The following is a 21,803-nucleotide window of genomic DNA, read 5'->3' on the forward strand; positions in this document are numbered from 1 at the left end:
TTATATTTAGTAAAGTTAATGGTGTTATTAGATTGAGCGAATTAGATAAAAAAGCAATTGAGATTTCTTCTAAGTATAAAGGAAAAATACAAATGATACCAAAAGTTCCTATCAAGTCATTAGATGACTTTAGTGTTTTATATACCCCAGGGGTAGCTGCTGTTTCAAGAGAGATTGCAAAAAATAAAGAGTTGTCTTTTCATTATACTTATAGATGGAATGCAATAGCGATTGTGACAGACGGTACTAGAGTTTTAGGATTAGGAGATATTGGACCTGAGGCTGCAATGCCTGTAATGGAAGGAAAAGCCCTTATCTTTAAATATTTAGGCGGAGTTGATGCAGTCCCGCTACCCATTAGTACAAAAGACCCGGACAAAATAGTTGAAACGGTAAAAATATTAGAGTCAGCTTTTGGTGGAATAAATTTAGAAGATATAGAATCACCAAAATGTTTCTACATACTTGATAAATTAAGACAAATATTAGAAATACCTGTTTGGCATGATGACCAACAAGGTACAGCAGGTGCAACATTAGCCGGGCTTATAACTTCAATTGAAATAACAGGTAAAGATCCTAAAAGTATGAAAATCATTCTATATGGAGCCGGTGCTGCAAATATAGCTACTGCAAGATTATTATATAAATACGGAATTCCTTATGAAAACATGATTGTTATAGATAGTCGTGGCCCCCTATATAAGGGCAGACAAGATGAAGATGAAATGAAACTTGAAAATCCTTGGAAGTACGAACTATTAGAAAAAACCAACAAAGAAGGAGCAAAAACTTTAGAGGAGGCATTTAAGAACGCAGATGTATTAGTAGCAGCATCAAAACCCGGACCTGGAGTAATAAAACCAGAATGGATAAAACTTATGAACAAAGATTCTATAGTTTTCGCTTTGGCGAATCCAGTCCCTGAAATATGGCCAGATGAAGCAAAAAAAGCTGGTGCAAAAATAGTTGCAACTGGAAGAAGTGATTTTCCTAACCAAGTAAATAACTCCTTAATATTTCCTGCAGTATTCAGAGGAGCCTTAGACGTTCGTGCAAAAACTATATCAGATGAAATGGTTATAGAAGCTTCTAGGGAGCTAGCTGCTTTTGCTAGGGAAAAAGGATTAAGTGAAAACTATATAATTCCAAGAATGACTGAATGGGAAGTATATCCAAGGGTAGCTGCTGCAGTAGGAATGAAAGCCATACAACAAGGCTTGGCTAGAATATCATTATCTTATGACGAACTTTACTCGTCAGCAAAAACAATGTTGGATAACACTAGAAAACTTCTTTCCTCATTAACATAATTTTTTTAACTAGCTAGAATGATTTAGATATTACGACTTAGTTTGGTGAACTATTATGCGTTCTCAATCTAAAATTAAGATTGACCCAAGTCAGCATGAACTTGTTCCTAAACATGAGGTGCTTAGTGTTGAGGAAGCATACAATATGCTTAAGGGATTAGGTATAAGACCTGAACAATTACCTTGGATAAGGGCCTCAGATCCCATTGCCCGTACAATTAATGCTAAACCCGGTGACATAATTAAAATAACAAGGAAGAGTCCACTTTCTGGAGACGTAGTTACATATAGATATGTTATTAGTGGGTGATTAAATGAGTTTAAGCATTGAAGATAGATGGGAAATAGTAAAGTCATATTTCAAACTTAGAGGTTTAGTAAGACAACACCTTGATTCATTTAATGACTTTCTTAGAAATAAACTTCAGCAAGTAATAGATGAACAAGGTGAAATAACTACAGAAATACCAGGTTTAAAAATTAAGCTAGGAAAAATTAGATACGACAGACCAAGTATCAGAGAAACTGATAAAGGTCCACCTAAGGACGTAACTCCAATGGAAGCGAGACTAAGGAACTTAACATATTCTGCTCCACTATATTTGACTATGATACCGGTAGAGAATAACATAGAAGGTGAACCTGTTGAAGTATATGTAGGTGATCTACCTATAATGCTTAAATCAATAGCAGATCCTACATCAAACATGACATATGAAGAGTTAATAAACATTGGAGAAGATCCCAAAGACCCTGGTGGTTACTTTATAGTTAACGGAACGGAGAAAGTTATTGTAGCTCAAGAAGATTTAGCCACAAATAGAGTTTTGGTTGACGCCGGAAAAAGCGGATCAAATATTACACATGTAGCAAAAATAACTTCTGCTGCTGCAGGCTATAGAGTTCAAGTTGTTATTGAGAGATTAAAAGATAGTACTATTCAAATCTCATTTGCAACTGTCCCTGGGAAAATACCATTTGTAATCATGATGAGAGCGTTAGGGTTTACGACGGATAAGGATATAGTCTATGCTGTCTCCTTAGATCCAGAAGTTCAGAACGAGTTGCTTCCATCATTAGAACAAGCAAGCTCTATAACTACTGTTGAAGATGCACTAGATTTTATAGGAAATAGAGTAGCTATAGGTCAGAAAAGAGAAAATAGAATTCAAAGAGCTGAACAAATAATAGACAAGTATTTCTTGCCCCATATAGGTACTTCACCAGAAGATAGGAAAAAGAAAGGATATTATCTTGCAGCTGCAGTAAGTAAACTATTAGAATTATATCTAGGTAGAAGAGAACCAGATGATAAAGATCATTATGCTAATAAAAGAGTTAGATTAGCAGGTGATTTATTCACAAGTTTATTCAGAGTTGCATTCAAAGCATTTGTGAAAGATCTAGTTTATCAACTTGAGAAGGCTAAAGTTAGGGGAAGAAGACTATCAATAACTGCTTTAGTAAGAGCTGATATAATTACTGAAAGAGTAAGGCATGCTTTAGCTACCGGTAACTGGGTTGGAGGAAGGACTGGTGTAAGCCAACTTTTAGATAGAACTAACTGGCTATCGATGTTAAGCCACTTAAGAAGAGTGGTGTCTTCATTAGCAAGAGGTCAGCCGAACTTTGAAGCTAGAGATTTACATGGTACTCAGTGGGGTAGAGTATGTCCATTTGAAACCCCAGAGGGTCCAAATAGCGGTTTAGTAAAGAACATAGCATTAATGGGACAAATCGCGGTAGGCATAAATGAATCCACTGTAGAAAAAGTAGTTTACGATGAAGGTGTTTTATCTCAGGAGGAATTAATAAATAGAATTTCAGAAGAGGAGGATGTAAACAAATATCTTAATTGGAGTAAGGTTTATCTTAATGGGAGATTATTAGGTTATTATCCGGATGGTAAAGAACTAGCAGATAAGCTTAGGGAACTCCGTAGGTCTGGCAAAATAAGTGACGAAGTTAATGTATCTCATATAGTAACGGAATATATCAACGAAGTTCATATAAATAGCGATGGAGGAAGAGTTAGAAGACCATTAATAGTAGTGAAGGATGGAAAACCTTTAGTCACAAAAGAAGATATTGATAAACTAAGAAACGGAGAAATAACATTCCAAGATTTAATCAAATCAGGTAAAATAGAGTTCTTAGATGCAGAGGAAGAAGAAAACACTTATATAGCATTAAATCCAGAAGACTTAACAGAAGAGCATACACATTTAGAAATATGGCCTCCTGCTATACTAGGAATCACTGCTTCAATCATACCATATCCAGAACATAACCAGTCCCCAAGAAACACATACCAATCTGCAATGGCTAAGCAAGCATTAGGTCTTTACGCTGCAAATTATCAGTTAAGGACCGATACACGTGCTCATTTGCTTCATTATCCTCAAAGACCATTGGTAGGAACTAGAATATTAGACATAATAGGTTATAACGATAGGCCGGCCGGTAACAATGCAATATTGGCAGTAATGTCATATACCGGGTATAATATGGAAGACGCAATTATAATGAATAAGTCATCAGTAGAAAGGGGGATGTATAGGTCTACGTTCTTTAGACTTTATTCTACTGAGGAATTAAAGTACCCTGGCGGACAAGAAGATAAAATAGTGAAGCCAGAGCCTGGAACTAAAGGTTATAAAGGTAATGAATACTACAAAATGCTTGAAGACAATGGGATTGTACCCCCAGAGGTTGAAGTAAAAGGAGGAGACGTTTTAATAGGAAAAGTTAGCCCACCAAGGTTTTTGCAAGAATTTAAAGAACTATCACCAGAACAGTCTAAAAGAGATACATCTATAGTAACGAGACATGGAGAAATGGGTACAGTAGACCTGGTTTTAGTTACTGAATCATCGGAGGGTAATAAGCTTGTTAAAGTAAGAGTTAGGGATCTTAGAATCCCAGAAATAGGAGACAAGTTCGCTACTAGACATGGTCAGAAAGGAGTAATTGGTATGCTTATAGATCAAGCTGACATGCCTTATACTGTGAAAGGAGTAGTACCAGATGTAATATTGAATCCTCACGCTTTACCATCAAGAATGACAATAGGTCAGATAAGGGAGGCATTAGCAGGAAAATATGTTTCCTTAACTGGTAAACAAGTAGATGCTACTCCATTCATAGAGACGCCATCTTTAGACGAAATAAGAAAAGGCATACTTGAGTCTGGATATTTACCAGATGCGAGCGAAGTAGTATATGATGGAAGGACAGGGCAAAAGATGAAAAGCAGAATAATGTTCGGAGTAGTTTATTACCAGAAATTACATCATATGGTAGCAGATAAAATGCACGCAAGAGCAAGAGGACCTGTACAGATACTAACTAGACAGCCTACAGAAGGAAGAGCACGTGAAGGTGGGCTAAGGTTCGGAGAAATGGAAAGGGATTGCCTTATTGGTTTCGGAACTGCAATGCTAATCAAAGATAGACTTCTTGACAATTCTGATAAAGCTACGGTGTATGTTTGTGAGAAATGTGGATACATAGGCTGGTACGATAGGAACAGAAATAGATACGTATGTCCAGTACATGGCGAGAATACTACATTACATCCAGTAACTGTGTCTTATGCATTTAAACTGCTCTTGCAAGAATTAATGAGCATGGTTATTTCCCCTAGATTAATTTTAGGTGATAAGATTCAAGTTGGAGGTGAAAGTAATGAGTGAAAAGATAATTAAAGGAGTAAAATTTGGGATATTATCGCCTGACGAAATAAGAAAAATGTCAGTAACTGCAATAATAACCTCAGAAGTATATGACGAAGACGGAACCCCAATAGAAGGAGGAGTGATGGATCCTAGACTAGGAGTAATAGAACCTGGCCAAAAATGTCCAACTTGTGGCAATACATTAAACGGATGTCCAGGGCATTTTGGTCATATTGAACTTATAAGACCAGTACTCCATGTAGGCTATGTTAAACATGTTTATGACATTTTAAGAGCTACATGTAGACATTGTGGAAGACTTAAAATTAGAGAAGAGGAATTACAAAGATATACTAGAATATATAACGCAATTAAAAACAGATGGCCATCAGCTGCAAGAAGACTGGTAGAATATGTGAAAAAGAATGCTATGAAAAATATGGAATGTCCTCATTGCGGTGAAAAGCAGTTCAAAATAAAACTTGAAAAACCATATAACTTTTATGAAGAAAGGAAAGAAGGAGTTATAAGACTAACACCCTCCGATATAAGGGAAAGACTAGAGAGGATACCAGATAGTGATTATGAGTTACTAGGTTATGATCCTAAATATTCAAGACCAGAGTGGATGATATTAACTGTTTTGCCAGTTCCACCAATAACGATAAGACCTTCAATAACCATAGAAAGCGGTATTAGAGCAGAAGATGACTTAACTCATAAATTAGTTGATATAATAAGAATAAATGAAAGGTTGAAAGAAAGTATAGATGCTGGTGCTCCTCAATTAATAATAGAAGATTTATGGGATCTTTTGCAGTATCATGTTTCCACGTATTTTGATAATGAAATTCCAGGGATACCTCCGGCCAAACATAGGTCAGGTAGACCTTTAAGGACATTAGCACAAAGGCTTAAAGGTAAAGAAGGAAGATTTAGAGGTAACTTATCTGGTAAAAGAGTTGACTTTTCGGCAAGAACTGTAATCTCTCCAGATCCAAATATCAGTATAGATGAAGTTGGAGTTCCAGAAACTATTGCAAAAACGCTAACTGTGCCGGAAAAAGTTACTAAAATGAATATTGAAAGAATGAGACAATACGTCATTAATGGTCCAGAGAAGTGGCCTGGTGCTAATTATGTAATAAGACCGGATGGAAGAAGAATAGATCTAAGATATGTTAAAGATAGGAAAGAACTGGCATCAAGCCTTACCCCAGGTTACATAATAGAAAGACACTTAGTGGACGGAGATATGGTAATATTCAACAGACAGCCATCATTGCATAGAATCTCTATGATGGGTCACAAAGTAGTTATATTACCTGGAAGGACATTCAGATTAAACTTGTTAGTATGTCCTCCATATAACGCTGACTTCGATGGAGACGAAATGAATCTTCATGTTCCACAATCTGAAGAAGCAATTGCTGAAACTAGAGAAATAATGTTAGTACATAGGAATATTATAACTCCGAGATATGGGGGTCCTATAATGGGCGGTGCACAAGATTATATAAGTGGTGCCTATTTACTTACCGTTAAAACTTCATTAGTTACGAGAGAGGAAGCTACAACTATTTTAGGTGTTACCGATTTTGTAGGTGAACTAGGAGAACCAGCTATTCTAGCACCTAAAGAATACTATACCGGAAAACAAATAGTAAGTCTGTTTATTCCAAAGGACTTTAACTTCCATGGCCCTGCTAATATCTCTAAAGGTTTCAGAGCTTGTAAGAATGAAGTCTGCCCTCACGACTCATTTGTAGTGATTAAAAATGGTGTTCTATTAGAAGGTGTATTAGACAAGAAAGCTATTGGAAACCAGCAACCAGAAAGCATTTTACACTGGTTAATTAGAGAATATGGATCTGATTACGGGAGATGGTTTATGGATAACGTATTTAAATTGTTCATAAGATTCGTAGAGCTAAGAGGATTTACAATGACTTTGGATGATGTAACAATTCCACCAGCCGCATTTAATGAAATTGATGAACAAACAAAAATAGCATATCAAAAGGTTAATGAATTCATCAAGCAATATAATGAAGGCACTTTGGAACTTATACCCGGTAGGACTGCAGAAGAAAGCCTAGAGGATCATATTTTAGAGACATTAGATCAGTTAAGAAAGACTGCGGGAGATATAGCAACAAAATATCTTGATCCGTTTAATAATGTATATATCATGGCAGTAACTGGAGCTAGAGGCAGCGAACTTAACATAACACAGATGACTGCAATGCTGGGCCAGCAATCAGTAAGAGGTGAAAGAATTAAAAGAGGTTATATGAATAGGACGTTACCACACTTTAAGCCTGGAGATATATCCCCAGATGCAAGAGGATTTGTGCACAATTCATTTACCAGAGGATTAACGCCAATAGAAGTATTCTTCCACGCAGCTGGAGGTAGAGAAGGATTAGTGGATACAGCTGTAAAGACTTCACAAAGCGGGTACATGCAGAGAAGATTGATAAATGCATTATCTGATCTCAGGATAGAATATGATGGCACTGTGAGATCATTATATGGTGAAGTTATTGAACCTATATATGGTGAAGATGGAGTCAATCCAATGTATAGTTCTCATGGTAAAACAGTAGATGTAAATAGAATAATTGAAAGAGTGGTCGGATGGAAAAGGTGAAATAAATGATGTCTGATTATCTTAAATCTTATATTGAAAAAGCATTAGAGCAAGCTTCTAATAAACTACCGCAGAAAGTAATAGAGGATCTAAGGCAAGTCTTACTTAACACAGAAATAAACATAAATGAGTCAGATGTAGATAAAATAATAGATTTAGCAATAAGAGATTATCAGCAGTCATTAATCGAACCGGGAGAAGCAGCTGGTGTTGTTTCAGCTCAATCAATAGGAGAACCCGGTACACAGATGACGCTAAGAACATTCCACTTTGCTGGTATTAGAGAGTTAAATGTAACATTAGGTTTGCCTAGATTAATAGAAATAGTAGATGCAAGGAAAACCCCTTCTACTCCTATAATGACTATATATCTGACAGATGAATACAAATTCGATAGAGATAAAGCATTAGACATTGCTAGGAAAATTGAGTATACCAAAATAGAGCATATTATAGCTTCCATAAGTGTAGATATATCTAACATGTCTATAACTTTACAGCTAGATAGTGAAATGCTTAGAGATAAAGGTGTTGATGTATCTGATGTAAAGAAGACAATTTCTAAGCTAAAATTAGGCAAAGTACACATAGAAGATGTTGATGAATACACATTTACTATATACTTTGAAGAACTAGATAGCATATCAGCCTTATTTAAGATGAGAGAAAAATTACTTAATACCAAAATAAAAGGAATAAAAGGAATAAGAAGAGCTATAGTTCAAAAGAAAGGAGATGAATATGTTATACTCACTGATGGGTCTAACCTAGAAGGAGTTATTGGTGTCAAAGGTGTGGATCCCACTAAAGTTCAAACTAACAACATTCATGAAATAGGAGAAGTTTTTGGAATTGAAGCGGCTAGGGAGGCAATAGCTAGAGAAATTAAGAGGGTACTAGAGGAGCAAGGTCTAGATGTAGATTTGAGACATATTCTATTAGTATCAGATATTATGACTAGAACCGGAGTAGTAAGGCAGATAGGTAGGCATGGAGTTACTGGCGAGAAAAGTAGCGTGCTTGCAAGGGCTGCATTTGAAGTCACAGTAAAGCATTTACTAGATGCAGCAGCAAGAGGAGAAATGGAAGAATTTAAAGGCGTAGTAGAAAATATTATAATTGGCCAGCCTATTAGATTAGGTACTGGGATAGTGGAGTTAACCATGAAACCAAACATGAGGTGAACAGAGTGTCAGAAGTAGTGCGTTTTGAAAGTGAACTTAAAACACTATTAAGAACTGGTAAAGTAATCTTCGGTACAAAGAAATCAATAAAAATGGTAAAAAACGGTAAAGTAAAAATGGTTATAATAACATCAACCTTAAGACAAGATTTAAAGGATGATATTAAGACTTATGCGAAGGTATCTAATATCCCTATTTATGAGTATGGAGGAAGTGCTTATGATTTAGGTAAATTATGCGGAAAACCGTTTATGATTTCTACTATCGGGGTTATTGATCCCGGAGAGTCAAAGTTGATTGAACAACTAAAGGAGGGGACTCAGTAAGTGCCTGAAATTAAACTTACGTCGGAAGAACTAAGATATATGTCACTTTTTCAAGATATAACGCGTGTTACTGCAAGAGATTGTATCGTAGATGATGAAAATAACAGAATTATTTTTCTTGTAAACCAAGAAAATATGGGTACAGCAATAGGTAAAAATGGGTTGAATGTAAAAAGATTGGAAAAACTTATAGGTAAATCTATAGAGATTGTTGGTTATAGCGATAATCTAGAAGATTTGGTAAGAAATCTGATGGCTCCTGCAAAAGTGAGAAGTGTAAAGGTTGTTCAGTCAAATTCCAAGAAAACAGTATATATAACTGTAGATCCTCAAGATAAAGGAATTGCAATAGGTAAAGGAGGAAGAAACGTTACTAGAGCAAAGTTAATATTAAAAAGATATATGGATATTGATTCTGTGATTATAACTTAAAGGTGTGAAGAATGGCAGGAAGCAAATCACCAAAAGGGTTATTTGCGGCAAGAAAACTAAGGTTGAAGAGACTTAAATTTAGGTGGCATCAAAGGAAATTCAAAAGAAGAATGTTAAATTTGAGAGAGAAGTTCGATCCACTAGAAGGAGCTCCTATGGCTAGAGGTATAGTTCTTGAAAAAGTGGGTATAGAGTCAAGACAGCCCAATTCTGCAGTTAGAAAGGCAGTTAGAGTTCAGCTTGTTAAGAATGGAAGAGTTGTAACAGCATTCGTTCCAGGCGACGGTGGAGTAAATTTCATTGATGAACATGACGAAGTAGTTATAGCTGGAATTGGAGGTACTTTGGGTAGGTCTATGGGTGACTTACCTGGAGTCAGATATAAAGTAGTTATGGTAAATGGAGTTTCCTTAGACGCTTTATATAAAGGTAAAAAACAAAAACCAGTAAGGTAGATTTTTAAGGTTCTTCGTTATTCTTTTTTCTATCTTGATTTTCTTGTTCATCAACTAAATTTTTCTTTACATATATTGGTTTATTTGCCACTAATGCAAGGAATATGGCATGGCTAGGTATTAGTTGTTTTTCTATGATCACTCCGTCGAATTTAAATTCCACAGTAGCTATATAGACTCCATATTCTTCATTTACGTCATTAATTATGACTCTGTTTATTATCTTGTTTAATTGATCTTTTACTTCAGAAGAGAATGCTAAAATATCATATATATTTTCTCTTTTATCACCTCTTAAGAATTCTTCATAATCTCTTTTCTCTTGTAATCTATTCAAAGCAATAACTATTTCTACAGGAATTTGAAACATTTTAAATTCTCTACCATCTTCTAGATATAATACCATGGTGGGAATGCCATGTATTGGATAAAAGAATGCGTCTACTTTTTCTACTTTTACTAAGTCGTTTGAATTCTCTTGGTTCATTATATTATACTTATGTAATTGCACTATAAAATCCTTCATAAACACATTTAAGTAAAAACTAACTATTGGATTAGGATAAAAATGGAAAGCTTTGAAGTATCGTCGATAGACTTAAAGGTTTTCGGTAAGTGGGATACCAAAGTGGAAGTTAGAGACCCAAGTTTGAAAAAATATATTGGACTAATGCCTGTGTATTTACCTCATACTGGTGGAAGACATGAGCATAGGAGATTTGGTAAAGCAAGATTACCAATCGTAGAGAGATTAATAAATAATGTTATGAGACCAGGGAGAAACAAAGGAAAGAAAATGCTAGCATATAACATAGTAAAAACAGCTTTTGATATAATAGCACTTAAAACAGGTCAAAATCCTCTTCAAGTTCTTGTAAAAGCTATAGAAAATTCAGCACCCAGAGAAGAAGTAACAAGAATTATGTACGGTGGTATAGTTTATTATGTTGCAGTCGACGTAGCTCCCCAAAGGAGAGTTGATCTAGCGTTGAGACACATAGTGATGGGTGCAAAAGAAGCTTCATTTAATAATCCGAAACCTATAGAAGAAGCATTAGCAGAGGAAATTATGGCAGCTGCTAACAATGATCCAAAGAGCTTTGCTGTTAGGAAGAAAGAAGAGACTGAAAGAATTGCATTAAGCTCAAGATAACTTATAGCTAAACTTTTAATGCTTGTCACGTTAAATATGTGCAAGAGGGAGTAAGATGTCACAAAAGCCACACCTAAACTTAATCGTCATAGGCCATATAGACCATGGCAAAAGCACATTAGTAGGAAGAATATTAATGGACAGAGGTTTTCTAGATGAGAAAACTATAAAAGAAGCAGAAGAGGCTGCCAAAAAACTTGGAAAAGAATCAGAGAAATATGCATTCTTACTAGATAGGCTAAAGGAAGAGAGAGAAAGAGGTGTAACAATTAATTTAACATTCATGAAATTTGAAACAAGAAAATACTTCTTTACAATTATTGATGCCCCTGGGCATAGAGACTTCGTAAAGAATATGATCACTGGTGCAAGCCAAGCTGATGCTGCAATCCTAGTAATATCTGCAAAGAAAGGTGAATATGAAGCAGGAATGAGTGTCGAAGGCCAAACTAGAGAGCACATAATATTAGCAAAGACAATGGGTATTAACCAAGTAATAGTAGCGGTAAACAAGATGGATTTAACAGACCCACCATATGATGAAAAGAGATACAAAGAAATAGTTGACCAAGTAGGAAAATTCATGAAAAGCTTTGGTTACGATATGAATAAAGTTAAGTTTGTACCAGTAGTAGCAACCACTGGTGAGAATATAACTCATAAATCTGAAAATATGAAATGGTACACTGGAGCCACACTAGAGGAATACCTCGATCAGTTAGAAATCCCACCAAAACCAGTAGACAAGCCATTAAGAATTCCAATTCAAGAAGTATATTCAATTTCTGGAGTAGGTGTAGTACCAGTAGGAAGAGTAGAAACTGGTGTACTGAAAGTTGGTGACAAAGTAGTCTTTATGCCGGCAGGAAAAGTCGGTGAGGTTAGATCAATAGAGACTCATCACACAAAGATTGATAAAGCTGAACCTGGTGACAACATCGGATTTAACGTAAGAGGCATAGAAAAGAAAGATATAAAGAGAGGAGATGTAGCAGGTAGTCCCAATGTACCACCAACAGTTGTCGATGAAATGACAGCACAGATAATAGTAATATGGCATCCAACAGCCTTAAGCGTAGGTTATACACCAGTAGTTCACATACATACTGCAAGCGTTGCTTGTAGAGTAACTGAATTAACATCAAAGATTGATCCAAAGACTGGTAAAGAAGCCGAAAAGAATCCACAATTCCTAAAGCCAGGGGATGCTGCAATAGTTAAGATGAAACCAATTAAAGATTTAGTCGCAGAGAAGTTTAAGGACTTTCCAGCATTAGGAAGATTTGCTATGAGAGATATGGGTAAGACAGTAGGAGTAGGTGTGATAATAGACGTTAAACCAAAGAAAGTAGAGATTAAGTAATTTTTTTATTATGGTGATTTTATGCCTACTAAAGCAAGAATTAGGCTTTGGAGCACGAACATAGAAAATCTAAATTTCGTTGTCAACCAAATAAAAACATTAGCTCAGAAAACGGGAGTAGAAGTAAACGGTCCGATCCCCTTGCCTACATCGAGGATGGAAGTACCTGTAATGAGATTGCCACATGGTGAAGGAAGAAAGAAATGGGAGCATTGGGAGATGAAAGTTCATAAAAGGATAATAGACGTTGCTACAGATGAAAGAGTAATGAGGCAACTTATGAGAGTAAGAGTCCCCGATGATGTATATATTGAAATAGAATTGGTCTAATCAAGTTAAACCCTTTGTTTATTGCAAAAACGTTTTTAATACTTGGCTTAATATTTTATATTTGCCGGGGTGCCCGAGCGGACTAAGGGGCTGGCCTGGAGAGCCAGTGGGGGTCACCCCACACGGGTTCAAATCCCGTCCCCGGCGCTTGGTTATGCTATTTTATTAAATTATTGTTAGGCAAACGACTTCTTTTAATACTTTATACAAAAGACTTGGAAAACTAGATAAAAGTTACTATAAATAGAACTGTGATTTTTCATTTTTAATGTAAGATTGTGTACTATACGATTTAAGGGATTATAACTTAGCTATTTTATAGTTTATATGACAGGGTGAAAGAAAGCGATTTTATAGTAGAAAAATCCTTTTATTAAAAATATAATTAGTCTTTTAGATTCTATAGGAAATAATTATAATTTTGTTAATTATTTCATAAATTACATTTTTATCTAGGTTTTTGATACAAATTTGTAGAATATAAACGTGGGAACAGTTATATTTCTTTGATACTCAATAATAACTAATAATATCTAAATAGCTACAATTAATATATTTTGATTTACTAAAGTTAATATTTTTCCTAATAGTTGATATACTTTTTAAAGCTTAAATATATTGTTCGAAAGCTAATAGCTTTATAAGCGAAGGATTTTTAAGTAAGTGAAAATTATATACTAATGCAGACCGGGCTGATTAAAACAAAATCTAGAAAATGCCGCGGTAGTCTAGCCCGGTTTTAGGATGAGGGCCTGTCGAGCCCTTGACCCGGGTTCAAATCCCGGCCGCGGCGCATAAGGGCGGCTCTTGGCCCTCTTCCTATTATGGTCATGTGCATTTATATCAAAGATATAGAGAAAAAATTTGATAACATAATAGCTCTAAATAATGTTTCTTTTTCTGTCAATTGTAGCGAGAAATGGGCATTACTTGGCCCTAATGGTGCAGGAAAGAGTACTCTTTTAAAAATTATTTCGGGTCTTATCAAGCCAGATAAGGGCGAAGTAAAGATAATTGGAGAAGACCCGTCTTCTCCGAAAGTTAGAGCAATTTTAGGGTATTTACCAGAGGATGCTGATCCCTTTCCAGGTTTGTCTGTAATTGATAACCTAAAGTTTATTTCTGCCATTAGAAACGTAAGTGAAGACAATGTTTATGAATTACTAGAAATTTTAGGATTGAAGCAGTATATGAACTATAAAGCTTCATCCCTATCTCGTGGAAATAGACAGAAGCTTGCTATAGCAATGGCTATAATCCATAAACCACAAATTTTGTTGCTTGATGAGCCATTAAATTATCTTGATATTCCTTCTCAAGAGATTGTCATAGATTTATTAAATGAGTTGAAAAATTCTACTTTTCTTGTTTCTACACATATTCTTTCTGTTGCCGATCGACTTACCGATAAGGTTTTGATTATCTCTAATGGTTCTATAAGGTGGATAGGTGATTTTTCAAATCTAAGAAGTATGAGTAATGAACCAATAGAACAAATTATTTCAAAGATTATACGTGGTATTTTCCCATAAAGTTTTTTAGTATGAAAAGTGCAAATTACCTTTGAGTTAAAGGCAAAGAGATTATGAGTATTGAAGATCTAATAAGTTCATCTCTTTCTGAATATGATAAATATTTTGCTTTGAAGAACGCTAAGTCATCTAAAATTCTAATACAAAAATATAATGGAACAGAAGTAGGTTTTGTAGAGCTAAAGAAATATAAAGACATAGGGGTAATATTTTACATAGGTATAATACCAGAATATAGAGGAAAAGGATTTGGGAAAGAAATTATAAAGAAAGCAGAAGAATTATTCATAGAAAAGAGTGTAAAAATCGTCATAGCATCTACAAGAAGCTCTAACATACCAGCAATCAAAATGTTTAAATCTTTAGATTATACATTATTTAATAAGAAATATGTAAAAAGTAAGATTATTGAACTTCTTGATGCGTATGAGGACGATTTGGTTGTATGTAAAGAACTAGATGAAAACATAGAATGTGGTAAAATAATATTTAAATAAGTAATTCTTTTATTTTTTCTCTTACTCTTACTGCAACTTTCTTACCTAATTCAGTAGAAGGGCCAGCAAAATATTTTTCTCCTACCGAGCTACCTACTGCTATTGCATCACTCGCAGTTCCAGTAAAAGGTAAAGAAAGATCTCTAAGAGCTCCACATTTAGCTTCCTCTATAGTTCGGACTAAATCCACTAAACCATTAATATTAAGACCTTGATCAACAAAGACTGCAATATTTATTGTGCAACCAGCGTTTTCTCCACTTTCACCAATTCCAGCACTTATAAAAAGTTTCATATCTTCATACTCTCTAAATAAGAACTTTTCTGAAGCAGTCATAAAAACTAAGCTTTTTTTATCTGCATATCTTCTAACATCATTCCAAGGATTTGTGTTACAATATTCTTTCTTAACTATAATCGATATTAACTTATTAATAAATGTAATTCCTTCTGGATATAGAGCAGATGTTAGTGTTAAGTAGTCTTTCTTTAGATCGATTTGTACTACTCTTTTTATCATCATGAGAGAAAGCTTTATTACGCTTGGTTAATATTTTATGTTGGTGGGATTGCACAGCGGCGTAGGGCAGCCTGGTAGCCCGCGGGGCTCATAAGTGGGTATTCTCCACGGCGAAACCCCGAGGTCCCTGGTTCAAATCCAGGCGCCGCTATCCCACCTCCATTTTATGATGACAAAGAGCCGAATGGATTCGTGACAGCTTGTGGGCAGCCACTGATGGAAGATTATTTATCTATCAAAGGTGCTTTTATAATTTGTGACAGAGAAGAAAGGGGAGAAGAAAAAAGAAGGAAAAAAACTTTATCCTATGACTAAAGATAATATAGATGTTTTACGAAATATTGAGGAGGCTATTAAGCGACAATTAGCATCCTCTTTAGCATCAAGTATATCTCGAAATATAGATGATAAGGCAGATGAATATCTAAACAAGATTTTCAATGACATAGAGCTTATTATGAGAACACAAGATTCTTGGGAAGATATATCTAATCTTGCTAAAATTTATCACTCCTTCTCCTCAATGAGGGCAAAGCTCTCGAGCTTTGAGTCCCTAATTTATTATATTCTTCAGAAAGATGAACTATTTAGAAAGCTTTTCCTCTCCATAGTTGTAGATTCTGGTAAACAATATGTTAAATCAATTAAGGTAGAAAAAGTTAAGGACGCTAATTTGATAAGAAATATTATCTTTTATGCTCCTTTTATTTCGTTCCTACTACAAAATGTAGATTGTCAGCCAGAAGGAAGTGATGTGAAATGTACAATCTGGACAAAATATGCGGACAAAACTAACTTAGATTTTATTATAAACGCCATAGAAGATATTTTATCTGAAATAAAAGTTACTTTATTAAAGCATGAGATAAGCGATAGTGGGCGTTTTGCGATTATAGTTTTGAGACCTTAATCCTTAAATATTGTATGTATACAAATGTATACATGGTCGAGGAAAAAAATAGGCAACCTTGTTTTATGCGTGAAGACCTTTATGATAAATTAAAGAACATAGCTAAAGAAGAAGGTAAGACAATATATGAGATTACCAACCACGCTATAGGAATTTACGAGGATTTAATATATAGTTTAAGAGACAAGGTAAGTTTTGGTGGCGATCTAAAAGATAAAGTGAATTATGTAATGGCTTTCTATCTTTTGCTAAAACAATTGATTTCAGTAAATGCTTTGAGTATTAATAAATCAGTAACGACGCCAAAAGACCTATCTCTTTTGATATCTGATTATATCTCTCCTTTATCTTCAACGGAAGAAGGCAAGATTAACGGATTATTCGCTATATTTGATATTATTGCACAGTTATTTAATTCAAAGGTTAACACTTTTCCTTCTAGGTCTAAACAGATAGGTGTATATAGGTTTGAAAATAAAGAAGACGCAGAATACTTTAAAAATTTCTCAGAAAATCTTATTAAAAGAGTGTTATCAGAACAGAAATTTATTTATTCTGTTGAGAAGAGCGATTTAATAGTTAGAATCGAGCTTGAGGCAAAATGATTTTTGCTGGTGTAGACCCTGGGAGCGGGACATATGCAATTTCATTTGTAAACGAAATAGGTATAGTAATATATTACAAGGAAATACCAGCTAGTCTAATTCCTCATTATTCCTTTTCCTTAATTAAACAAATAGATAGAGAGAGACCACAAGTTATAGCAGTACCATCTGGTCATGGATTGCCGTTTTTTAATGTTAGGAAAATTTCCGAAAAGGAAATTTTCCTAATGAGTCTTGCGGACCCGAGCAAAGAAGGACCTTTAAGGAATTTTTTGCGTAGTTCTAATTTGTTAACTAATGCATACACAATACCCAGTGTAATAGAACTAGAGTCAGTTCCGCTATATCGAAAAATTAATATTATTGACATGGGTACTGCGGACAAAGTGGCTTCTGCCTTTTTCTATAGGACATATTATGACAGTTTTGTTTTAATTGAGGTAGGCACGAATTTTTCTTCTATATTGGTGGTTATCGATGGTAAAATAATAGATGGATTTGGTGGCACTGTTTTACCAGGGCCTTCTTCAGTAGGATTTCTTGATGGTGAAGTTGCATATCTACTTCATAGATATGCTAGGATAACTAAAGACACGATCTACAGTAATGGAAACTGGGAAAGAGGAAAAGAAATAATACAGATTATTGCTGAATGGTTTTCTTCTAAGTATGAAATCCCAATTATAGTATCTGGAAAGAAGAAAAATGAATTGGATTTTGGAAAAAAGTTTGAATTTAAGTTTAAGGAATCGGCAGTTGGATCTGCATATATAGCCAATGCACTGGGAGGAGGAATTTATAGGAAATATTTGGATATGTTAAAAAGCTCTGGTACAGCAATTTCTTATGTGAGACTGAAAGGATGGGAAGAGATTATTTCCTTGATAAAGACATTATAATTGGTAAAGATTTTAACGTTTATATGGTTTATAGTAATATTAACAGTTATGGTTACGTTTATGCTTATCTGAAGTATATATACACTGGCAAAGGCTTATGGAAAGGTTATGAGAGAGTATTCAAGTTTTACGGCGTTCATAATCTAATGAACATTTCTCAAAGTTTCCTTTATGAACCTTGCTATGACGTTTCTTTTCCAATAATTTTAAGATCTGTTGTTCATAAACATCTTAAACCAGAATGTAAATTGAAGCATATTATTTCTCGTGCAAATAATAGACTGGAAGAAATTGCAGTAGAGATATATGAGAATATAGGAATCGAAAATATGGGCATTACTGGAAGTCTTCTTGCAGGCATTTCTCATCAGAAATCTGATATCGATTTCGTAATCTATGGGGCAAAAAACTCGATGGATTTTATGAGTTCGTTCAAAGGATTTGATAAAGATGACGAATGGATTTACGAAACGCAAAAAAATTATAAAATATCTATTGACGTTGCTAAAGAACTTTATGATGTAAGAGTTAGAGGAGTATATAAAGGCACAAAGTACTCGTTTCTGTTTGTTAATCCTTTTCCTCAAAAATACTGTGATAAGGTTTGCAAAAGAGTAGGTGAAGGAGAAATTATTGGTGATATAGACGACAATTCAAGTTCACTTTTTTACCCTTCAATTGTTTCCCTTTCAAATGTTTCGTCAGTAAAGGGTGGACATTTACCTAGAGTTTTAGTTTCTTATGAAGGAATTTATTCAACGTTGCTATATAAGGCTAAGAGAATTTTTGCTCATGGAATGCTAATAAAATGTGATGATGGAGAAATAAGAATAGTCATAGGTGATAGGGATGTCAGAGGGTATGTTAAAAAAATACTGTGAGGAAATTAGCACAATTTTATCAAAAGCATCTATTGATGAAGCTCTAATTGATAAGCCAGGTAATGCATCTAGGTTAAAAGATATAAAGTCTGTGAGTTTTTCAGACATTATTTACTCTTCCCTTATTATTAAAGAATATTATAGAGAAGCTTGTTTAAAGAAGACTGAAAGAGAATATGATAGTCTATACAAATTACTATATGAAGCAATTATTGAAAGTAAGAGACTTAACGTTAACTTTTCAATATTCGGGACAGCAATGCAATTATTACCTATTGCTTATTCATCACTTTTCTCACTTCAAGAGACATTAAAAAAAGCTTCACAAGTGATAAGAGGCTTGAATAAGAAAGATTCGTATTACTTCTCACTTTCTTTGAAGGAGTTAAAACTAAGCTATCTGGGGAAAATTGACAAGATGCATTACACGGAATTAGATAATTATTCTTTGTATGAGATTCTTTTAAAATCAGCTGAAATAGATAGCTCTGTAAAAAACATGATATACTATTATAAGTATTCTCTTGAGGTGATAAAGTATATAAGGTTTTATGGGTTTGAGAACGGTGTATTATATGGGTTTTTGAAAATACTTTGTGAAATACCGGATGGTTTAATATTTAGAAAAAATGGTGGGTATATTGCTTTGAAAATTTCTTCTATAGCATGTGATATATTAAATAGTTATAGTAAGGAGAGACTAAAAGAGTTCGATTCTTTTTTATCTAGTAATAATTACAATCCGGGATCAACAGCAGATATAATAGCAACTGGTATAGCCTTATATTATCTTGATGAGTGGTACAAAAAATATAGCCCTAGTTTCACGGGTACCATGCAAAGAGGATGTGGTAGAATTTCTTAACTCTCTTCATATTGATTACATTATAGGGCTAGGTGATGTAGAGTGTCCTCAGTATATTAATAATTTCCTCGGTATTTTGGGAGAAATGGACAACGTCACGGTTCAAAAATATTTAAAGAAGAACAATTTATTAATAGATAATTTCTTAGATCTTTCAATCTCTTTTTCTTCAAGAAAAGTAATAACGCACTTTCCACCAAGAAACCCTAGGGGATCTCAATTAGTTCTGGGTAATATACTATCCAACGGACCTGAGCTTCTTTTTCATGGGCATATCGAGGATCAATTAGTTTATGAAGTGGGTAAAACAAAGGTTATATCGGTAGGTAGTATGGAAAAAGGCTATTATGTAATATATGATGGAAGAAGTTTTGAGTTAAAGAGGGCAAGCCATTAAATATGCGTCTTCCCCATCTGCATAATAATGTTTAAGTACTTTCACTTCCTTGAAACCCAGCTTTTTGTATAAATGAATTGCAGGTTCATTACTCACTCTTACTTCAAGATATACTTCTTCTGCTCCGTAAATTTCTTTCATTCCTTTCAGCGACGCTTCAAGTAATGCTTTCCCTATTCCTTTATTCCTATATTGTTCTAATACCGCTATTGAAACTACATGACCCTTTTTAACAAGAATTGGTAGTTGTTTTATATTACTAAATCCCCATTCTATCCTAGGCATAATATAACCTACCACTTCTCCATTAACATCAGCTACATAGAATGCTGCTCCGTATTCCTTTAAGTGCTCTACAAAGAAATAATAAGGATAATTCTCAGGTAATGTAAATCTATTAATTTTTATTATCTGATCTATATCATCCATCCTAGCTAATCTTACCTTAAAGCCATCTTGTTTTGTTGCTTCGGCAAATTCCATAATATAAGGTTTTTATCTGAAGTATAAATTTATGTCTGATGCATCCTTCAAAGAAAATTATAGGCGAGACATCAAATGAGTTAGTTGGTAAAAAAATTCTCGTTGGAGTTACTGGAAGCGTATCTATTTACAAAACCTTAGATTTAGTGAGATCTTTAATGAGACTCGGAGCCGAAGTGGAAGTGATAATGAGTAAAGAGGCATCAAAACTAATTTCTCCTACTATGTTCGAATGGGCTACTGGTAACAAAGTTATAACCAAATTAACTGGAGAAATAGAACATGTAAGTCTAGCTGAAGACTACGATGCATTTATAATAGCCCCAGCAACCGCAAATACAATAAGTAAAATTGCTAATGGAATAGCTGACACCTCTATTACAGCTACAGCCCTTAATTTTGTAGGACTAAAGAAGGATTTGATAATAGTGCCTGTCATGCATTTGCCTATGTATTTTTCCCCTCAAATGACAAATAATATAAATAAACTGAAAGAAATGGGGATTATTATTATTGAACCTTCCTTAGTTAGGGACGTGGCTCATTACCCAGACATCGAATATTTATCAAGTTATATTTCTTCGCTTATTCTAAGGAAAAAAGACTTAGAGGGTTATAAAGTAGTGGTTACTGCTGGACCTACGAGAGAACATCTAGACCCTGTAAGATTTATTTCAAATCCTAGTAGTGGAACCATGGGTGTAGCTATAGCAAATGATGCCTATTTTAGAGGTGCAGATGTGGTTCTTGTTCACGGACCTTTAAGTTCTCACATTAAACCAATGGTTAAGAAAAAAATTGAGGTTGAAACCACTGATGAAATGGCTGATGAAGTTGAGAAATTAGTTAAAGAGGGATATGATATAGTAATTTTAGCTGGTGCGCCTGCAGATTACAAGTTTAAGAACATATCATCCTCTAAAATTGATAGCCATACTGAAGTTCCTAAAATTGAATTAGAGAAAACCATCAAAATTTCTAGCGTAATTAGAAAATATAATATACTCTTAGTTGGTTTCTCGGCAGAAACAGTTACTAACGAGAATGAGTTGATCGAAAAAGCTAAGATCAAGAAAGAAAGGCATGGATTTGATTTAATCGTGGCTAATAATGCGTCTAGAAAAGATATAGCGTTTTCATCAGTTTACAATGAAGTTATAGTAATAGGAAACTCGTTCATAAAGAAACTAGAAAAAAATTATAAAACTATTATAGCAAGGGAATTACTGGATATAATCAGAGATATGTATAAAACAAAATAATTTTTATATCGTTTTTACTAAACTAAAAGAGAAATATGTAGAGAGTAAGTTTAAAAGTAAGGAAAT

The 21,803-nt window shown here is 34.4% G+C and carries 23 protein-coding genes and 3 tRNA genes; 23 read left to right on the top strand and 3 right to left on the bottom strand.

What is annotated here, in order from left to right:
* Positions 1–92 precede the first annotated feature (92 nt).
* The 8 genes from AC3OCB_RS06045 to AC3OCB_RS06080 are packed head-to-tail and all read left to right on the top strand — an operon-like array spanning position 93 to position 10,040.
* On the top strand, positions 93–1,313 hold the full coding sequence (locus tag AC3OCB_RS06045; protein ID WP_498341443.1) for an NAD(P)-dependent malic enzyme: 1,221 nt from the start codon (positions 93–95) through the stop codon (positions 1,311–1,313).
* Positions 1,314–1,368: 55 nt separating this feature from the next.
* Positions 1,369–1,623 carry a DNA-directed RNA polymerase subunit H gene (locus AC3OCB_RS06050; protein ID WP_498341406.1) on the top strand — a complete coding sequence of 85 codons (255 nt, stop codon included), beginning with the start codon at positions 1,369–1,371 and terminating at the stop codon, positions 1,621–1,623.
* A 4-nt stretch (positions 1,624–1,627) separates the two neighbouring features.
* On the top strand, positions 1,628–5,008 hold the full coding sequence (locus AC3OCB_RS06055; protein WP_498341407.1) for a DNA-directed RNA polymerase subunit B: 3,381 nt from the start codon (positions 1,628–1,630) through the stop codon (positions 5,006–5,008).
* Positions 5,001–7,643 (top strand): DNA-directed RNA polymerase subunit A', encoded by a 2,643-nt coding sequence (rpoA1, locus tag AC3OCB_RS06060; protein ID WP_498341408.1) that lies wholly within the window; start codon positions 5,001–5,003, stop codon positions 7,641–7,643. The genes AC3OCB_RS06055 and rpoA1 overlap by 8 nt, the downstream gene beginning before the upstream one ends.
* 5 nt (positions 7,644–7,648) lie before the next feature.
* Positions 7,649–8,827 carry a DNA-directed RNA polymerase subunit A'' gene (gene rpoA2 / locus AC3OCB_RS06065; RefSeq protein ID WP_498341409.1) on the top strand — a complete coding sequence of 393 codons (1,179 nt, stop codon included), beginning with the start codon at positions 7,649–7,651 and terminating at the stop codon, positions 8,825–8,827.
* Positions 8,828–8,832: 5 nt separating this feature from the next.
* Complete coding sequence (locus AC3OCB_RS06070) at positions 8,833–9,153, top strand: 50S ribosomal protein L30e (RefSeq protein WP_498341410.1); 321 nt, start codon at positions 8,833–8,835, stop codon at positions 9,151–9,153.
* Complete coding sequence (locus tag AC3OCB_RS06075; protein WP_498341411.1) at positions 9,154–9,585, top strand: NusA-like transcription termination signal-binding factor; 432 nt, start codon at positions 9,154–9,156, stop codon at positions 9,583–9,585. It begins immediately after the preceding gene.
* A gap of 11 nt (positions 9,586–9,596) precedes the next feature.
* Positions 9,597–10,040, top strand: a complete 444-nt coding sequence (locus AC3OCB_RS06080; RefSeq protein ID WP_498341412.1) for a 30S ribosomal protein S12 — start codon at positions 9,597–9,599, stop codon at positions 10,038–10,040.
* A 4-nt stretch (positions 10,041–10,044) separates the two neighbouring features.
* Here the strand turns inward: AC3OCB_RS06080 and AC3OCB_RS06085 are convergent, their stop codons facing one another.
* On the bottom strand, positions 10,045–10,527 hold the full coding sequence (locus tag AC3OCB_RS06085) for a bifunctional nuclease family protein (RefSeq protein WP_498341414.1): 483 nt from the start codon (positions 10,525–10,527) through the stop codon (positions 10,045–10,047).
* Between the two features lie 81 nt (positions 10,528–10,608).
* Between AC3OCB_RS06085 and AC3OCB_RS06090 the strand changes: the two genes are divergently transcribed.
* The 7 genes from AC3OCB_RS06090 to AC3OCB_RS06120 all read left to right on the top strand — a co-directional run bounded on the left by AC3OCB_RS06090 (position 10,609) and on the right by AC3OCB_RS06120 (position 14,915).
* Positions 10,609–11,193: a 30S ribosomal protein S7 gene (locus AC3OCB_RS06090; protein ID WP_498341415.1), complete on the top strand. Its 585-nt coding sequence runs from the start codon at positions 10,609–10,611 to the stop codon at positions 11,191–11,193.
* Positions 11,194–11,248: 55 nt separating this feature from the next.
* Positions 11,249–12,556, top strand: coding sequence for a translation elongation factor EF-1 subunit alpha (gene tuf, locus AC3OCB_RS06095; RefSeq protein WP_498341416.1), 1,308 nt, complete (start codon positions 11,249–11,251; stop codon positions 12,554–12,556).
* A 21-nt stretch (positions 12,557–12,577) separates the two neighbouring features.
* Entirely contained in the window at positions 12,578–12,886 is a 309-nt protein-coding gene (gene rpsJ, locus AC3OCB_RS06100) for a 30S ribosomal protein S10 (protein ID WP_498341417.1), read from the top strand.
* Between the two features lie 63 nt (positions 12,887–12,949).
* Positions 12,950–13,033, top strand: a tRNA-Ser gene (locus AC3OCB_RS06105).
* Positions 13,034–13,603: 570 nt separating this feature from the next.
* A tRNA-Asp gene (locus tag AC3OCB_RS06110) sits at positions 13,604–13,679 on the top strand.
* A gap of 31 nt (positions 13,680–13,710) precedes the next feature.
* Positions 13,711–14,418 (top strand): ABC transporter ATP-binding protein, encoded by a 708-nt coding sequence (locus tag AC3OCB_RS06115; RefSeq protein ID WP_498341418.1) that lies wholly within the window; start codon positions 13,711–13,713, stop codon positions 14,416–14,418.
* 53 nt (positions 14,419–14,471) lie between these two features.
* Positions 14,472–14,915, top strand: a complete 444-nt coding sequence (locus AC3OCB_RS06120) for a GNAT family N-acetyltransferase (protein WP_498341419.1) — start codon at positions 14,472–14,474, stop codon at positions 14,913–14,915.
* On the opposite strand, the gene AC3OCB_RS06125 is transcribed toward AC3OCB_RS06120, so the two are convergent.
* Positions 14,908–15,435 (bottom strand): adenosylcobinamide amidohydrolase, encoded by a 528-nt coding sequence (locus AC3OCB_RS06125; RefSeq protein WP_498341445.1) that lies wholly within the window; start codon positions 15,433–15,435, stop codon positions 14,908–14,910. The two genes, AC3OCB_RS06120 and AC3OCB_RS06125, sit on opposite strands and share 8 nt — an antisense overlap.
* 55 nt (positions 15,436–15,490) lie before the next feature.
* Between AC3OCB_RS06125 and AC3OCB_RS06130 the strand changes: the two genes are divergently transcribed.
* From AC3OCB_RS06130 to AC3OCB_RS06160, 7 genes are all read left to right on the top strand, one after another.
* A tRNA-Met gene (locus AC3OCB_RS06130) sits at positions 15,491–15,586 on the top strand.
* Positions 15,587–15,691: 105 nt separating this feature from the next.
* Positions 15,692–16,345 (top strand): hypothetical protein, encoded by a 654-nt coding sequence (locus tag AC3OCB_RS06135; protein ID WP_498341420.1) that lies wholly within the window; start codon positions 15,692–15,694, stop codon positions 16,343–16,345.
* A gap of 32 nt (positions 16,346–16,377) precedes the next feature.
* Positions 16,378–16,950 carry a hypothetical protein gene (locus tag AC3OCB_RS06140; protein WP_498341421.1) on the top strand — a complete coding sequence of 191 codons (573 nt, stop codon included), beginning with the start codon at positions 16,378–16,380 and terminating at the stop codon, positions 16,948–16,950.
* Entirely contained in the window at positions 16,947–17,849 is a 903-nt protein-coding gene (locus AC3OCB_RS06145; protein ID WP_498341423.1) for a DUF1464 family protein, read from the top strand. Before AC3OCB_RS06140 ends, AC3OCB_RS06145 begins: the two co-directional genes overlap by 4 nt.
* Positions 17,813–18,730 carry a nucleotidyltransferase domain-containing protein gene (locus AC3OCB_RS06150; RefSeq protein WP_498341425.1) on the top strand — a complete coding sequence of 306 codons (918 nt, stop codon included), beginning with the start codon at positions 17,813–17,815 and terminating at the stop codon, positions 18,728–18,730. Before AC3OCB_RS06145 ends, AC3OCB_RS06150 begins: the two co-directional genes overlap by 37 nt.
* On the top strand, positions 18,699–19,595 hold the full coding sequence (locus tag AC3OCB_RS06155) for a triphosphoribosyl-dephospho-CoA synthase (RefSeq protein ID WP_498341427.1): 897 nt from the start codon (positions 18,699–18,701) through the stop codon (positions 19,593–19,595). The genes AC3OCB_RS06150 and AC3OCB_RS06155 overlap by 32 nt, the downstream gene beginning before the upstream one ends.
* Positions 19,579–19,992 carry a hypothetical protein gene (locus tag AC3OCB_RS06160; protein WP_498341429.1) on the top strand — a complete coding sequence of 138 codons (414 nt, stop codon included), beginning with the start codon at positions 19,579–19,581 and terminating at the stop codon, positions 19,990–19,992. Before AC3OCB_RS06155 ends, AC3OCB_RS06160 begins: the two co-directional genes overlap by 17 nt.
* Here AC3OCB_RS06160 and rimI read toward each other — a convergent pair.
* Positions 19,972–20,475 carry a ribosomal protein S18-alanine N-acetyltransferase gene (gene rimI / locus AC3OCB_RS06165; RefSeq protein WP_498341431.1) on the bottom strand — a complete coding sequence of 168 codons (504 nt, stop codon included), beginning with the start codon at positions 20,473–20,475 and terminating at the stop codon, positions 19,972–19,974. The genes AC3OCB_RS06160 and rimI overlap by 21 nt on opposite strands.
* Before the next feature lie 23 nt (positions 20,476–20,498).
* Here rimI and coaBC point away from each other — a divergent pair, with 23 nt between their 5' ends.
* Positions 20,499–21,737 (top strand): bifunctional phosphopantothenoylcysteine decarboxylase/phosphopantothenate--cysteine ligase CoaBC, encoded by a 1,239-nt coding sequence (gene coaBC, locus AC3OCB_RS06170; protein ID WP_498341446.1) that lies wholly within the window; start codon positions 20,499–20,501, stop codon positions 21,735–21,737.
* Positions 21,738–21,803: the final 66 nt, after the last annotated feature.

The sequence above is a fragment of the Sulfurisphaera sp. genome, assembly GCF_059755235.1.